Genomic DNA, 13,790 nt, shown 5'->3' with positions numbered 1-13,790 from the left:
GCACCTAAGTGCCGCCTTACCAGAGGTTGAAATAAAACACGATCAGCAGGGCAATGGGAGACAGGTAACGGATCACCGGAAACCACACTCGGTGCCAGCCACCCAGTTCGGCGGCGGAATGGGCCGGCTTCATTTTCCAGCCCACAAACAGGGCGGTGAAAAAGGCCCCCAGGGGCATCATGATGTTGGCGGTGAGGTAGTCATAGAGATCGAACAGCGTCTTGCCCTCAAAACGGGCAAACATGTCCAGAGGGGTAAAGCCCGACCACTCGTTCAGCGACAGCACTGTGGTAATGCCCACCAGCCAGGCCACCAGTCCGCCACCGATGGCCGCCTTTACTCGGCTCACGCCCTTTTCATTCAGGTAACTGACCAGGGACTCCAGCAGGGAAATGGACGAGGTCCAGGCCGCAAACAGCAGCAACACAAAGAACAGGGTGGCGAAAAAGCTGCCGCCCGGCATCTGGCCAAAGGCCACCGGCAGGGTCACGAAAATCAGTCCGGGGCCGGCGCCCGGCTCCAGACCATTGGCGAATACGATGGGGAAAATCGCCAGACCCGCCAGCAGTGCGACGCCGGTATCCATCAGCGCCACCACCACCGAGGTGCGGGCAATGGGCACTTCCTTTTTCAGGTAGGCGCCGTAGGCCATCATGGCGCCACTAGCCAGGCTCAGGGTAAAGAAGGCGTGGCCCAGGGCCACCAGCACCGCCTCGGCGGTCAGGGCGGAGAAATCGGGCCTGAACAGAAAGGCGGCGGCTTCACCGAAATGCCCGGAGGTCATGCCATAACCCACCAGGATCAGCAACAGTACAAACAGCGCCGGCATCAGTTTGGTAACCGCCCGCTCCAGGCCATGGCGCACGCCACCGGCGGAGACCAGCACCGTCAGCCCCATAAACACCGAGTGCCACAGCAACAGTTGCCCCGGCGAGGCCAGCAGGCCACCAAACAGGGCGTCGGAGTCTTTCGCCGCGATGCCGCCGAACTCGCCGCTGGCCGCCGACAGAATATAGGGCATGGTCCAGCCGGCAATCACGCTGTAAAAGGTCAGGATCAGAAAGGACGCCAGGGTGGCCATAAAGCCAATGCCCACCCAGCTTCGACTGCGCCCTTCATCGGCGGCCACCTGCGCCATGGTGCCGATGGGGCTTTGGCCTCCGCGCCGGCCCAGCATGACTTCCGCCATCATCAGCGGCAGGCCGATCACCGCGATACAGGCCAGATACACCAGCACAAAGGCGCCGCCGCCGTTCTCACCGGTGATATAGGGAAATTTCCAGATATTGCCAAGGCCGACCGCCGAGCCGACCGCCGCCATGATAAAGGCAAACCGGCTGGACCACTGGGCCGGACGCACGCCGGCTCCCTGCACGTTGTTACTCACACCCACTCCATCAAATCTTCGGCCTGTTATTATTTATCAGCCACCCCGGCCAAGGTGTAAAGAATAGCTGACAGTATGTCCTGCTATTTTGCCACCACACGCTCAAATAAAAAACGGTTGAGTGTAAAAATTGAAGATTATTCCGCCTTCAGCACGCCTCTGCGTATCTGATCCTCCTCGATGGATTCAAAGAGAGCCTGAAAGTTGCCTTCACCAAAACCCTCATTGCCCTTGCGCTGAATAATTTCAAAAAAGATGGGACCGATGACGGTGTCGGTGAAGATCTGCAACAACAACCCCTGTCCTTCGGTGGGGGCACCATCCATCAGAATGCGATTGTGCTGCAACCGCCCCAGGTCCTCATTGTGGCCGGGCAGACGCTCGTTCAGGCGCTCATAGTAGGTATCGGGGGTATCCATAAAACTCATGCCGCCGGCGCGCAACTGCTCCACGGTGCGATAGATGTCGTCGGTGCCGAGGGCAATATGCTGAATGCCCTCGCCTCGATACTGGCGCAGAAATTCCTCAATCTGGCTGTGTTCGTCGGATGACTCATTGATGGGAATGCGAATTTTACCGCAGGGACTGGTCATGGCCCGGGAGCGCAGCCCGGTGAGCTTGCCCTCGATATCGAAATAGCGGATTTCCCGAAAGTTGAACAACCGCTGGTAAAAGCCCGCCCACAGATCCATATGGCCTCTGGCCACGTTGTGGGTAAGGTGATCGATGTAGGTGAGTCCCACCCCTTTGGGATGGCGCGCCACTCCCCCAAGGGGGCGAAAGTCCACGTCATAGATGCTGTGATCACCGTACCTGTCCACCAGGTAAATCAACGAGCCGCCAATGCCTTCTATGGCCGGGATCTGCAGTTCCATGGGGCCGGCACCGGACGGCACCACTTTGGCGCCATCGGCCTGCAATCGTTTCAGGGCGATGGCGGCATCTTTCACCCTGAACGCCATGGCGTTGGCACAGGGGCCGTGACTTTTGGCAAACTGCGCCGCCTGACTGTCGGGCTCGGCATTGAGAATAAAGTTGATGTCGCCCTGGCGATACAGGGTAACGTTTTTGCTGCGATGGCGGGACACCGCCACAAAGCCCAGGTGCTCAAACAGTTGCGCCAGCCGTTCGGGCTCGGTGGAGGCATATTCCACAAACTCGAAACCATCGGTGCCCAGCGGGTTTTCCCACAGGTGATTGCTGCTTTCGGCCATGGTGCCCTCCTTTCCCCTGAATGATGCGGGTTAAGTATAAGGGCGGAAGCCATGAACGAGCGGGTGACAGGGAAAACAGGTGTAAAGAAATAATGACAGCCCTTTGAAGGCATTCATCCCTGCCAGCGGCTGACGCCGGGATAGCCTCCTTCCAGCAGCTCTTTGACGAAGGGAGAAGGTATTTGCCGGTCGGCCAGCAGAAAAACCTGATCCCGGGCCCGGGTCAGGCCCACATAAAACAGCCGGCGTTCTTCGGCGTGGGGATAGTCTTCCTCGACGGGCAGCAGCGCGTCGAGCAGCGAGGCCTGCTTTTTTTCCGGCGGAAAACCATAACGGCCCCGGGCCAGGCCCAGCAGAATTACGCAGTCGCTTTCCTTGCCCTTGGCGCCGTGCAGGGTCTGAGCGTCAATGTGCAGGCCGGCAAAGCGTTTGCGCCAGCCCGCCAACAGGGCTTCGTCGGGCAGGCTGAAACGAAAGCGGGACAACAGATAAACGGAGGCATTGGGCCGCTGGGCGGCGATCTGCCCCAGCAGCCGGGCCACCACGTCCATACGCTCGTCATCGGCCACCGGCAGCACATGCACGCAGGGGCCGTCGCTGCGCTCCAGGGTGCTCAGGTTTTTTGGCACCTGATGGGGATTGCGGGTGACAAAGCGACTGGCCACTCGCTCAATCACGTTGTTGAAGCGAAAGGTGGTATCGAGGGCGGTAACGGCGGTGGCGCCAAAAAAGCCGGCAAAATCGGTGGTGAGCGATACATCGGCACCGCTGAAACGATAAATGGCCTGCCAGTCGTCACCCACGCAAAACAGTGACAACTCCGAAGCCGCATCACGCAACGCCAGCAACAGCTCGGCCCTATCCCGCGAGATATCCTGAAACTCGTCCACCAGCACATGGCGCCAGGGCACCGCAAAGCGGCCGGCTCTCACCAGGGCGGTGGCCTGCTCTATCATGTCGTCAAAGTCAATTTCACCGGCCTCGGCCAGGCGTTGCTGGTAGCGCTGCAGCAGGGGACGCACCAGCGCCAGCTGCTCGGCCTGCTCCGGAGTGGGGGCCTCGGGCTCGCCGTACTGCTTGAGCGCCGCCACCAGCGGCGCCCATTCCCTCGCCAGACGGGCAAAGTCGGGAGTGGGCACGGTCTGAAACCGGTGCATGCGCAACCAGGCCAGCAGGCGCACGCCATAGTGCTCCTCCTCGGCCAGTTGCTCCAGCCAGCGAGAAAAGGCACGCTGCCTGACCGCCTCGCTTTGTGCCAATTCACTCAGCGCCGGCGCACACCCGGTGGCCCGAGTGATGATGTTCAACCCGAGGGCGTGAAAGGTGCTGACCTGCACCCCGGCGTTTTCCGGGCGTCGGGCCAGGCGCTCGCGCATTTCCGCCGCCGCCTCATTGCCAAAAGCCAGCAACAGCAGCTCATGGGGTTCGGCCTGGCCGGATGCCAGCAGAAAGGCGGTGCGCGCCGCCATCACGCTGGTCTTGCCGCAACCGGCACCGGCCAGCACCAGGTTGTGATCCTCATCGGTCACACAGGCCAGCCGCTGGGCCGGGGTAAGCGGATGGGCCTCCAGGGTATCGAACAGCGCCTGGTGTTCCTGCAGCACCTGCTCGCAATGCTCCCGCTGGCATTGCTCGCGCCAGTGATCATCGGCCTGTTGCAGGGTGGCCACCAGCTCAAAGGCGGCCCGGGCGCGGTCATCCAGAGAGGACGGCAGGGTCAGGTCACACCAGCGCAGCGGCTCTTCGGCCAGCCAGTGCTGCAGTTGCTGCCAGCGGGACTGGCGCAGGTAGCCGGATTCCAGCAACGCCAGGCAACGTTCGGCCAGGGGGACCACGCGCGCGGCATGATGCGCGAACCAGCCCAGCTCCAGTTGCCGCTGCAGTGCCTCGGCACGGGCTTTAGGCAACCAGGCACACACCAGCTGTCCTTGCCGGCAGTTAAGCACCAGCTGCCGGAACAGTCGGCCGGGCGCCAGCAACGGCGGCGCCAGCAGTTCCTGCCAGGGCACCGGGTGACGTTCCCGCCGCAGGTGCAGCACCGGCCCCTGATCGGTGGGCTCCACTCCCGAAAAGGGATGACTGAACAGCTGGCCCAGCCAGTGGGCCTTGCAGATGGACATGATGACGCCTCAGGACAGGGTGTTAATGAGCTCGCCCAGAATCATGTGGGTGCGCACCGTCTTGATATGGGGAGTGTGCTCAATAATGTGACGAATGGCGTCAAGCCGCTCCATCGACTCGGCCTCCACATACACCAGCATGTCGGTTTCGCCGCTGATGGTATAGCACAGTTTGATTTCAGGCACGGCACGCAGGGCCTCGGCATACTGCTCGCACTGGCGTACGTGGTAACAAAGGGCGAAATAGGCGCGTACCACTCCCTGAGGCCGTCCCAGGCGCGCATGATAACCGCAAATAATGCCGCGCTCTTCCAGGCCCTTGATGCGCTCGGACACCGCCGAGCGGGACAGGCTCACCTCACGGGCGATGCTGGCTACCGCCATGCGGGCGTTTTCCGTTAACAAAGACAGAATTTTCTGGTCGAACTTGTCCACTGCTACCTCTTGTTCACGCTGCCGAACGAAACGTCGGGCAAAAGCGACGTTTCGCCGACGGAAAGCGTCATAGTGCCGAGTCTGATTATTATTGTGTGGCGGTAATATATCAGAATTCCTGAATATGGATTTGAAACTCGATGGGACGTTTGCATAAAGAACTGGGACTGGGCTATGGCACCGGCATGATGGCTACTTCGCTGCTGGGCAGCGGCATTTTCGTGGTGCCGGCGGTGGCCGCCGGCCTGGCCGGGGCAGACTCGCTGTGGGCCTGGCTGTTGCTGATGGTATTGGTGTTACCGGTGGCCTTTACCTTTGCCCGCCTGGGCCGGGCCTTTCCCCATGCCGGTGGCGCACCCCACCTGATTGGCCGGGCCCTGGGCCTGCCCATGGAAAAACTGGCCGCCTTTTTGTTTCTGGCGGTGCTGCCGGTGGGCCTGCCCGCCATGCTGACCCTGACCACCGGTTTCTGGCATGCGCTGTTTCCACTCAATGACGCCGGCGATCTGTTGATCCAGCTCGGCAGCCTGGGGCTGGTGCTGCTGCTGGGCAGCCGCCCCGGCGGCGCCTCGGGGCTGGTGCAGCTGATGATTGCGATCACCATCGTCGGGCTGCTGGTGGCGGTGTGGCTGGCGGGCGGCCTGGCCGCCAGTGCCGCCGCCACCCTGCCGGCGCCCTCCACCGTTAGCTGGGGCACGCTGCCGGCAGTGCTGGCGGTGATGTTCTGGTGCTTTGTGGGGCTCGAAGCCTTTACCCACATGGGCGAGGAGTTTCGTCGCCCGGAGCGGGACTTTCCCCTGGCGCTGTTGTTGGGGGTGCTGCTCGCGGGCCTGGTATATTTCGCCTATGCCATGGCGGTGGTGAAATTCGGACTCTATGGTGACGAGCGCACCAACACCACCTCCTTCCCGGTGCTGCTGGCCATGCTGTTTGGCGAGCCCGGCCGCTGGGTTGCCGCCCTGGTCGGCTACGCGGCCTGCTTTGCCGGCCTCAACCTCTATGTGCAGGGCTTTGGCCGGCTGCTATGGAGCCTGGCCGACGAAGGCAAGCTGCCGGCATCTCTGGGCCGGCTCAACCGCCACGGCGCTCCCTTTCGCGCCCTGTGCTGGGTGGTGGCGGCCTGCACCCTGTGCGTGCTTGCCGCCTGGCTGTTTCGACTGCCGCTGGAAACCCTGATGCGCTACGCCAACGGCAACTTTGTGCTGGTCTACCTGCTGGCAATGATCGCCGGGGTCAGGCTGCTTACCGGCTTCTGGCGTGCCCTGGCCCTGGTGGCCACCCTGCTGTGCGCCGGCGTCTTTGTGTCGCTGGGGCTGGAGGCGGGATACGCCCTGGTGCTGGGCGCCGGCTTTATCGGCGCAAGGGCGCTCGGCGCGCGACGGGCCCGTCCGCAACTGGCCGCAAAGCGCCAGCGCCTTTAAACGCCGTTGGCGACTCAGTCCAGCCGCTTGTGAAAGCGGCGGGCAGCCACCACCAGGCCGAGCAGGGTAAAACCGGCCAGCCAGAGGGTGTCAAAAGCCAGGGAGGCAAGGCTCGCATCACGCAGCAAAATGCCCCGGGCCAGTCGCATGTAATGAGTGGCGGGCAGGCCTTCGGCCAGCCACTGGGCCGCTACCGGCATGCCCTCGTAGGGAAACATGAAGCCCGACAGCAGAATGGACGGCATCAGCACAAACACCGTCATCTGCATGGCCTGCAGCTGGTTGCGGGCCAGGGTGGAGATCACCAGCCCCAGCACCAGACTGGCGGCAATAAACAACAGGGTGGCCAGCAGTAGCTGCAGCGGGCTGCCGTTGATGGGCACATCAAACAGCGCCACCCCCAGCGCCAGAATGAGCACCAGCTGCACCAGGCCGGCAAAAATGTAGGGCACGATCTTGCCGATCATCAGCTCCATGGGACTCACCGGGGTAGTGATCAACCACTCCAGGTTACCCCGCTCCCGCTCCCGCACCACCGCCAGGGCGGTAAACAGCACCATGGTCATGGTCAGGATCACCCCGATAAGCCCGGGAATAATGTTTACCGCCGCCCGCTGCTCCGGGTTGAACAGCAGGGTCACCGCAAAGGGCGCATTCCGCCCCGGCGCTTGTGATATTTCCGGCAGGGCCGCCTGGCGCAACAGGGCATTGGCCAGCAAGGGATCCGTCCCATCCACCAGCCACTGTCCCAGCGGTCGCTCGTCCTGACGCCGGCGCGCCAGATCCACCGGCAGCACCAGCGCCGCCTTCACCCGTCCCGCGGTTATCGCCGCCTCGGCGTCGGCCGGCCGCACCAGCCGCTCCCTGAAGACAACCAGACCTCCGGCCTCCAGCCGCGCCGCCAGCGCCCGGCTGCCGGCGGTTTGCGCCTGATCCACCAGCGCCGCCGGAATATGCCGCACCTTGGTGTTGATGGCATAGCCAAACAGCAGCAACTGCAACAGCGGCACCATGATCACCATGGCAAAGGTGAGTCGGTCCCGGGACAACTGGCGGAACTCCTTGACGGTAATGGCCTGAATACGACGCAGACGTATGAGCAGGTTCATGGGGAAGCCCCGGTGCGGCTCACAAACACGTCTTCCAGGCTGGGGCGTACCCGTGTCAGCTCGGCTCCGTTCAGGCGTTCGGGTAGTTGCCGGCGCAGCCAGTGTTCCGGCTGCTCGATGCGGCCATCGACCAACACCCTCAGGCGCAGGCCCAACTGGGCGGCGGAATGCACCTCCCCAAGCGCCAACAGATCACGTTTCAGCTCGCGCAGCCCGGTAGTGAGCACTTCCACCACGGTGACCCCCAACCCATTCATCAGCTGCTCCGGCGAACCATCGGCCCGCTTGACCCCCTCATCCAGAATCGCCAGGCCATGGCAACGTTCGGCCTCGTCCATATAGTGAGTACTGACCACTATGCTGGTACCGGTGTCGCACAGATCGAACAGTGTTTCCCAGAAATCACGGCGGTTCTCCGGATCCACCGCCGAGGTAGGCTCGTCGAGAAAAAGCAGAGCCGGACGGTGCACTATGGCCGCCGCCAGTGCCAGCCGCTGGCGCTGACCGCCACTTAAAGAGCCCGCCAGCCGCTCCGACAGTGCCGCAAGCTCGTGGGTGGCCAGCAGCTCATGAATACGCTCCCTTGCCTGCCGGCCACTCAAGCCCTGCACCCGGGCCACAAAGGCCAGGTTTTCCTGTACCGACAGGTCCTCATAAAGGGAAAAGCGCTGGGTCATGTACCCCACTCGCCGGCGCAGGGCCTCGGCCTGCCGGGGAACCGGCAGCCCCAGCACGGTCACCTGACCATCACTGGGCAGCAGCAGGCCGGTAAGCATGCGCAAACAGGTCGACTTACCGCTGCCGTTTGGGCCGAGAAAGCCGTAGATGGTGCCGGCGGGAATGGCCAGATCGAGCCGGTTCACCGCCACCAGCTCCCCAAATCGTCGAGTCAGGCCGTGCGCCTCTATGGCCAGTTCGCTCATGGTCCCTCCGGCACCACCCAGGCGGGCACGCCGGACGGCAGCTCCGCCGCCTCCGGCGGCAACTGCACTCGGGCCAGATACATCAGCCGGCTGCGCTCGCCCTCGCTCAGGGCATAGTAGGGACCAAACACCGGCTCTGTGGCCACCCAGCCGAGCCGACCGCCGAAGGGCTCGGTCAGGCCTTCCACCCACACCTGCATGGCATCCCCCAGGCGCAACCCGGTGCGCGCTGGCGCCGGCACATAGACCTCGGCATAAGGGGCGATGTCGGTTTCCAGTATTGCCACCACGGCACCCGCCGCCACCCTGTCCCCCACCCGGTAGGGAAGCTGCTCAACCACGCCAGCGCGACTGGCCTCGATGCTGAGTTCACTCAACCTGAACCTGGCCAGGGCCAGCTCGGCCCGGCTGGCATCCCGCGCCGCCTCGGCCGCGGTGATGTCTTGCGCCCGGCTGCCCGTTTCTGCCCGCGCCAGCCGCTGCCGAGCCGCCTCAACCTGGGCCTGCAGACGATCATGCTCTGCCTGCACCCGGTCCAGCTCCGCCCGGCTGGCCAGACGGCTTGAAGTGAGCACCCGCACTCGCTCCAGGTTGCGTCCCGCCTCAGGAAACAACGCCTCCAGCTGGGCCAGCTCGGCCCGGGCGGTTTTGATGTCTTCCACCCGGCTGCCCGCCTGCAACAGCGCCAGCCCCGCCTCGGCCTGGCGCAACCGGGCCCCTTGCCGCGCCACTTCCAGCCGCAGGCGCTCCGGGTTCAGCTGCATCAGCAGGGCACCGGCCGACACCCGGTCACCCTCCGTCACCGGCTGCGCCAACACCAGCTCGGACGCCGGGGCGAGCAGCTCAATGCGGTCCCGCTCCAGGGTACCCAGCCAGGGAACCGGCCCAGCGGGGTTGCAACCAGCCAGCAACAGGCCAAAGGCACAAAACAACAGGCGGCATAAAGCGGACATAAGGGATTCCATTGGAATTGATGGTTTCAGCTTAGCCGAGTGCGGGCCGTTGAGGTTTGCGCTACATCAGCCCGGCATGCAGTTCACCGACAATCCGAGTAACATAGCGCCCCATACATTGTCCCGACGTCAAGGAAAGGAACCACCCATGCCCATCACTCAGGAACTGCTTAACCAGACCGATGCCCTCGCCCGCCAGGCCGGTGACGCCATTATGGAAATTTACGGCCGGGACTTTGCCGTCGAACACAAGGAAGACAACTCTCCGCTCACCGAGGCCGATGCCGCCGCCCATCAGATCATCGTCAACGGGCTGAACACACTGCCGCTCACCGCCCCCATTCTGTCGGAGGAAGACACCGCAGGTTTTGCCGGGGCCGATGACCAGGGCCGCTACTGGCTGGTAGACCCTCTGGACGGCACCAAGGAATTCATCAAGCGTAATGGCGAGTTCACCGTCAACATTGCCCTGATCGAACAGGGCGAGCCGGTACTGGGTGTGGTTTATGCCCCGGCACTGGGCCTGGGCTATATGGCCGCCAAAGGGTTGGGAGCCTTTAAAACGGAGGGAAATGGGGAGCCTGAAGCCATTCGCGTGGTGGAGCATAAAGAGGGCCAGCCCTGGCGGGTGGTGGGCAGCCGCTCCCATGCCGGCGGCGAATTGCCGGCCTTGCTGGCAAAACTGGGTGAGCACGAGCTGGTGGCCATGGGCAGCTCGCTGAAACTCTGCCTGGTGGCGGAGGGCAAGGCCGATGTGTATCCGCGACTGGGCCCTACTTCGCTGTGGGACACGGGTGCCGCCCAGTGTGTGGTGGAACAGGCCGGCGGCCGAGTGCTGCAGCTGAACGGTGAACCGCTGGGCTACGCCAATACTCGGGAAGTGCTTAATCCGTACTTTCTGGCACTGGGCGAAAATGGAGTGGACTGGCCGGCGCTGTTTGGCTGACACGGACGGCCATCACCGAATCGAAAAGGGCGGCGATAAGCCGCCCTTGGTTTATTCAGTAAAGGCCTGGGCTGTGCTTATGCGCCCAAATGGCGGGCGTGAAACCGCAGATGTTCTGCAATAAAGCTGGCGATGAAGTAGTAGCTGTGATCGTAGCCGGGCTGCAGGCGCAGCTCGAGATCGGCACCGCTTTCTTCGGCGGCGGCTTTAAGCGCCTGGGGCTTGAGCTGTTCGGCCAGAAAGTTGTCGGCTTCGCCCTGGTCCACCAGCACCGGCAGGGAACAACCCTTTGCTTTCAGCAGCAGGCTGGCGTCGTAGTCGGCCCAGGCCGCCTTGTCTTCACCCAGATAGGCGCCCAGGGCCTTGTGGCCCCAGGGGCAGTCGGTGGGGTTGGAGATGGGCGCAAAGGCCGATACCGACACAAACCGCTCCGGGTTGCGCAGCGCCAGCACCAGGGCGCCGTGGCCGCCCATGGAGTGACCGCTGATGGCCCGTTTGCCGTTGAGCGGCAGTTCGCTTTCCACCAGTGCCGGCAGCTCGCTCAGCACATAGTCATACATGTGATAATGGTGGTTCCAGGGCGCTTGCGTGGCATTCACATAAAAACCCGCCCCCAGGCCCAGATCGTAGGCACCGTCGACGTCGTCGGCCACGCCCTCGCCCCGAGGGCTGGTGTCGGGAATGATCAGCGCCAGGCCAAGCTCGGCGGCCGCCCGCTGGGCACCGGCCTTGGCAGAAAAGTTCTCGTCGGTACAGGTCAGTCCCGACAGCCAGTAAACCGCCGGTACCGCACCTTGCTCGGCCTGAGGCGGCAGAAACACGGAAAACTGCATGCTGCAGTTGAGGGTGTTGGAGTCGTGCTGATAGCGGATTTGGCGACCACCAAAGCACTTTTGCTCTTGTATCAGTTGCATTGAAGATCCCTTGTAAAACGATGACATCTTGCCGTCGCCCCCGCGAAGGCGGGGGCCCATTTTACAGCGCGGCGCCGCTGTCATGGATTCCCGCCTGCGCGGGAATGATGGCCTGGAAGAGGCCTGAACTTACTTATCGTAAAGGATCACGGAGCGAATGGACTTGCCTTCGTGCATCAGGTCAAAGGCGTGGTTGATCTCGTCCAGGCCCATGGTGTGAGTGATGAAGGTGTCCAGCTCGAATTCGCCGTTCATGTACTGCTCCACAATGCCGGGCAGCTGAGAGCGACCTTTTACACCGCCAAAGGCGGAGCCTTTCCAGACCCGGCCGGTCACCAGCTGGAACGGACGGGTGGAGATCTCGGCACCGGCCGGGGCCACACCGATAATCACGGACTCACCCCAGCCCTTGTGACAGGCTTCCAGGGCGGAACGCATCACCTTGACGTTACCGATGCATTCAAAGGAGAAGTCCACGCCGCCGTCGGTCATTTCCACGATCACGTCCTGAATCGGCCGATCGAACTTGCTCGGGTTAACGCAATCGGTGGCGCCCAGCTTTTTGGCGATCTCGAACTTGTCTTCATTGATGTCGACGGCGATGATGCGACCGGCCTTGGCCTGTACCGCACCGATGATCACCGCCAGGCCAATGCCGCCCAGGCCAAACACCGCCACGGTGTCGCCTTCCTGCACGTTGGCGGTGTTCTTGACCGCCCCCATACCGGTGGTTACGCCGCAACCCAGCAGGCACACCTTCTCCAGCGGCGCATCCTTGTTGATTTTGGCCAGGGAGATTTCCGGCACCACGGTGTGCTCGGCAAAGGTGGAGCACCCCATGTAATGGAAAATCGGCTTGCCGTCCTTGAAGAAACGGGTGGTGCCGTCGGGCATCAGGCCCTTGCCCTGGGTAGCGCGCACCGCCTGACACAGGTTGGTTTTGCCGGACTTGCAGAATTTGCACACGCCGCACTCGGCGGTGTACAGCGGAATGACGTGATCGCCGACCTCAAGGCTGGTCACGCCCTCGCCCACGGCTTCCACAATGCCGGCGCCTTCGTGGCCCAGGATGGACGGGAATACGCCTTCGGCGTCGTCACCGGACAGGGTGTAGGCGTCGGTATGACAAACCCCGGTGGCCACAATGCGAACCAGCACTTCACCCTTTTGGGGCGGCATCAGATCCACTTCTTCAATGCTGAGCGGCTTGCCCGGTTCCCAAGCGACGGCGGCGCGGGTTTTCATCATTTCCATGGTTTGCTCCTGTTTGCTTTTTAAAGCGATAAATTGCAGTAACGTCAGCGTCTGTAACATTTCGCCCCGTTAAAACGGGGCCTACCAAGGGCGCAACATGTAAAAATATTGCACTTGTAGGCCCGAGTTTATTCGGGCAAATCGTACAGCGCTCCCCGAAGGGGATGCCGGCTATTGTAATACGGCCGTTTCCAATGATAATGCTCAGCAAGGCAAATGATTTTTACCTGTGAGTAACAATGACCCACTGGGAAGGCATTAACGAGTTCATCAGTGTAGTAGAAACGGAAAGCTTCACCGCCGCCGCCCGCCGGCTGAACGTGTCGGTGGCACACGTAAGCCGGCGCATCAACCAGCTGGAAAAACGACTGGGAGCCAAACTACTCTATCGCACCACCCGCAAGTTGCACCTGACCGAGACCGGACGCATCTATTACCGTCAGGTACGCCGGGTGCAGGACGAATTGCAGGCCGCCGAGCAGCAGGTGATGGCGATGGAAGGCAACCCGGCGGGCAAGCTGCGCATTACCGCCCCCGTCTATTACGGCGAGCAGTTCCTGGCGCCGCTGGTGAACGACTTTCTGCTCCGTTATCCGGAGCTCAAGCTCGACATGGTGCTCACCAACCAGACGGTGGATTTGGTGCAGGAAGGCTTTGACCTGGCCATTCGCCTGGGCACCCTGGACTCTTCAAGCCTGATGTGCCGCAAACTAGCCCGGCGCACCCAGTATTTGTGCGCCGCCCCCGACTACCTGAGCCGCTACGGCACCCCGAGGCAGATCGGCGATCTGGGCCGGCACCGCTGTCTGGCCGGCACCGTGGATCACTGGCGCTTTCTGGAGCAGGGCAGGCCCCGCGCCTTTCGGCTGCCATCGGGCTGGCACTGTAATTCCGGGTTGGCCCTGAAGGACGCGGCCATCAAGGGGCTGGGCATAGTGCAGCTGCCCGACTATTACGTCACCGAAGAGCTGGAGAAGGGATTGCTGGTCAGCCTGCTGGATGAATTCCGCTTGCCGGACGACGGGGTCTGGGTGGTGTACCCCAATAACCGGCACCTGTCGCCCCGTGTGCGACTGCTGGTGGACTACCTGGTGGAACAACTGGGCTAGAAAGC

Annotated in this window: 12 protein-coding genes; 3 read left to right on the top strand and 9 right to left on the bottom strand. The window is 62.6% G+C overall.

The annotated features are described in order from the left end of the window. Positions 1-16: 16 nt before the first annotated feature. The 4 genes from OJHNALOF_RS04775 to OJHNALOF_RS17130 form a co-directional block, all read right to left on the bottom strand. Complete coding sequence (locus tag OJHNALOF_RS04775) at positions 17-1,387, bottom strand: sodium-dependent transporter (RefSeq protein ID WP_094200224.1); 1,371 nt, start codon at positions 1,385-1,387, stop codon at positions 17-19. A gap of 137 nt (positions 1,388-1,524) precedes the next feature. After that, positions 1,525-2,601: a 4-hydroxyphenylpyruvate dioxygenase gene (gene hppD, locus OJHNALOF_RS04770; protein WP_165661316.1), complete on the bottom strand. Its 1,077-nt coding sequence runs from the start codon at positions 2,599-2,601 to the stop codon at positions 1,525-1,527. A gap of 113 nt (positions 2,602-2,714) precedes the next feature. Next, positions 2,715-4,721, bottom strand: coding sequence for a UvrD-helicase domain-containing protein (locus OJHNALOF_RS04765; RefSeq protein WP_165661315.1), 2,007 nt, complete (start codon positions 4,719-4,721; stop codon positions 2,715-2,717). Positions 4,722-4,730: 9 nt separating this feature from the next. Further along, entirely contained in the window at positions 4,731-5,156 is a 426-nt protein-coding gene (locus OJHNALOF_RS17130; RefSeq protein ID WP_165661314.1) for an Lrp/AsnC family transcriptional regulator, read from the bottom strand. Positions 5,157-5,296: 140 nt separating this feature from the next. Here OJHNALOF_RS17130 and yjeH point away from each other — a divergent pair, with 140 nt between their 5' ends. Continuing rightward, positions 5,297-6,577, top strand: a complete 1,281-nt coding sequence (yjeH, locus tag OJHNALOF_RS04755; RefSeq protein WP_165661313.1) for an L-methionine/branched-chain amino acid transporter — start codon at positions 5,297-5,299, stop codon at positions 6,575-6,577. 14 nt (positions 6,578-6,591) lie between these two features. Here yjeH and OJHNALOF_RS04750 read toward each other — a convergent pair whose 3' ends face one another. From OJHNALOF_RS04750 to OJHNALOF_RS04740, 3 genes are read right to left on the bottom strand one after another with little or no spacing between them, the layout of a single operon-like run. Continuing rightward, a complete protein-coding gene (locus OJHNALOF_RS04750; protein WP_094200236.1) occupies positions 6,592-7,686 on the bottom strand; it encodes an ABC transporter permease in 1,095 nt (364 codons plus the stop codon). Continuing rightward, positions 7,683-8,609, bottom strand: coding sequence for an ABC transporter ATP-binding protein (locus tag OJHNALOF_RS04745; RefSeq protein WP_094200237.1), 927 nt, complete (start codon positions 8,607-8,609; stop codon positions 7,683-7,685). Before OJHNALOF_RS04745 ends, OJHNALOF_RS04750 begins: the two co-directional genes overlap by 4 nt. Then, a complete protein-coding gene (locus OJHNALOF_RS04740; protein WP_165661312.1) occupies positions 8,606-9,562 on the bottom strand; it encodes an HlyD family secretion protein in 957 nt (318 codons plus the stop codon). The genes OJHNALOF_RS04745 and OJHNALOF_RS04740 overlap by 4 nt, the downstream gene beginning before the upstream one ends. Before the next feature lie 148 nt (positions 9,563-9,710). On the opposite strand from OJHNALOF_RS04740, the gene cysQ reads away from it, so the two are divergent. Continuing rightward, positions 9,711-10,508, top strand: a complete 798-nt coding sequence (gene cysQ / locus OJHNALOF_RS04735) for a 3'(2'),5'-bisphosphate nucleotidase CysQ (protein ID WP_165661311.1) — start codon at positions 9,711-9,713, stop codon at positions 10,506-10,508. A gap of 77 nt (positions 10,509-10,585) precedes the next feature. Here the strand turns inward: cysQ and fghA are convergent, their stop codons facing one another. After that, a complete protein-coding gene (gene fghA / locus OJHNALOF_RS04730; protein ID WP_165661310.1) occupies positions 10,586-11,422 on the bottom strand; it encodes an S-formylglutathione hydrolase in 837 nt (278 codons plus the stop codon). 129 nt (positions 11,423-11,551) lie between these two features. Further along, positions 11,552-12,670: an S-(hydroxymethyl)glutathione dehydrogenase/class III alcohol dehydrogenase gene (locus OJHNALOF_RS04725; protein WP_206063614.1), complete on the bottom strand. Its 1,119-nt coding sequence runs from the start codon at positions 12,668-12,670 to the stop codon at positions 11,552-11,554. A gap of 245 nt (positions 12,671-12,915) precedes the next feature. Between OJHNALOF_RS04725 and OJHNALOF_RS04720 the strand changes: the two genes are divergently transcribed. After that, entirely contained in the window at positions 12,916-13,785 is an 870-nt protein-coding gene (locus OJHNALOF_RS04720) for a LysR family transcriptional regulator (RefSeq protein WP_165661308.1), read from the top strand. The last annotated feature ends 5 nt before the right edge of the window (positions 13,786-13,790 follow it).

Source organism: Oceanimonas sp. MB9 (genome assembly GCF_011319775.1).
Lineage (GTDB): Bacteria > Pseudomonadota > Gammaproteobacteria > Enterobacterales > Aeromonadaceae > Oceanimonas > Oceanimonas doudoroffii.
This window is presented reverse-complemented; position numbering and strand designations above follow the sequence as displayed.

Bases quoted from the DNA above. Each gene is read 5' to 3' on its own strand.
- OJHNALOF_RS04720 (WP_165661308.1), top strand. From the start codon at position 12,916: ATGACCCACTGGGAAGGCATTAACGAGTTCATCAGTGTAGTAGAAACG.
- OJHNALOF_RS04745 (WP_094200237.1), bottom strand. From the start codon at position 8,609: ATGAGCGAACTGGCCATAGAGGCGCACGGCCTGACTCGACGATTTGGG.
- cysQ (WP_165661311.1), top strand. From the start codon at position 9,711: ATGCCCATCACTCAGGAACTGCTTAACCAGACCGATGCCCTCGCCCGC.
- OJHNALOF_RS04725 (WP_206063614.1), bottom strand. From the start codon at position 12,670: ATGATGAAAACCCGCGCCGCCGTCGCTTGGGAACCGGGCAAGCCGCTC.
- OJHNALOF_RS04740 (WP_165661312.1), bottom strand. From the start codon at position 9,562: ATGTCCGCTTTATGCCGCCTGTTGTTTTGTGCCTTTGGCCTGTTGCTG.
- OJHNALOF_RS04750 (WP_094200236.1), bottom strand. From the start codon at position 7,686: ATGAACCTGCTCATACGTCTGCGTCGTATTCAGGCCATTACCGTCAAG.
- fghA (WP_165661310.1), bottom strand. From the start codon at position 11,422: ATGCAACTGATACAAGAGCAAAAGTGCTTTGGTGGTCGCCAAATCCGC.
- OJHNALOF_RS04765 (WP_165661315.1), bottom strand. From the start codon at position 4,721: ATGTCCATCTGCAAGGCCCACTGGCTGGGCCAGCTGTTCAGTCATCCC.
- yjeH (WP_165661313.1), top strand. From the start codon at position 5,297: ATGGGACGTTTGCATAAAGAACTGGGACTGGGCTATGGCACCGGCATG.
- hppD (WP_165661316.1), bottom strand. From the start codon at position 2,601: ATGGCCGAAAGCAGCAATCACCTGTGGGAAAACCCGCTGGGCACCGAT.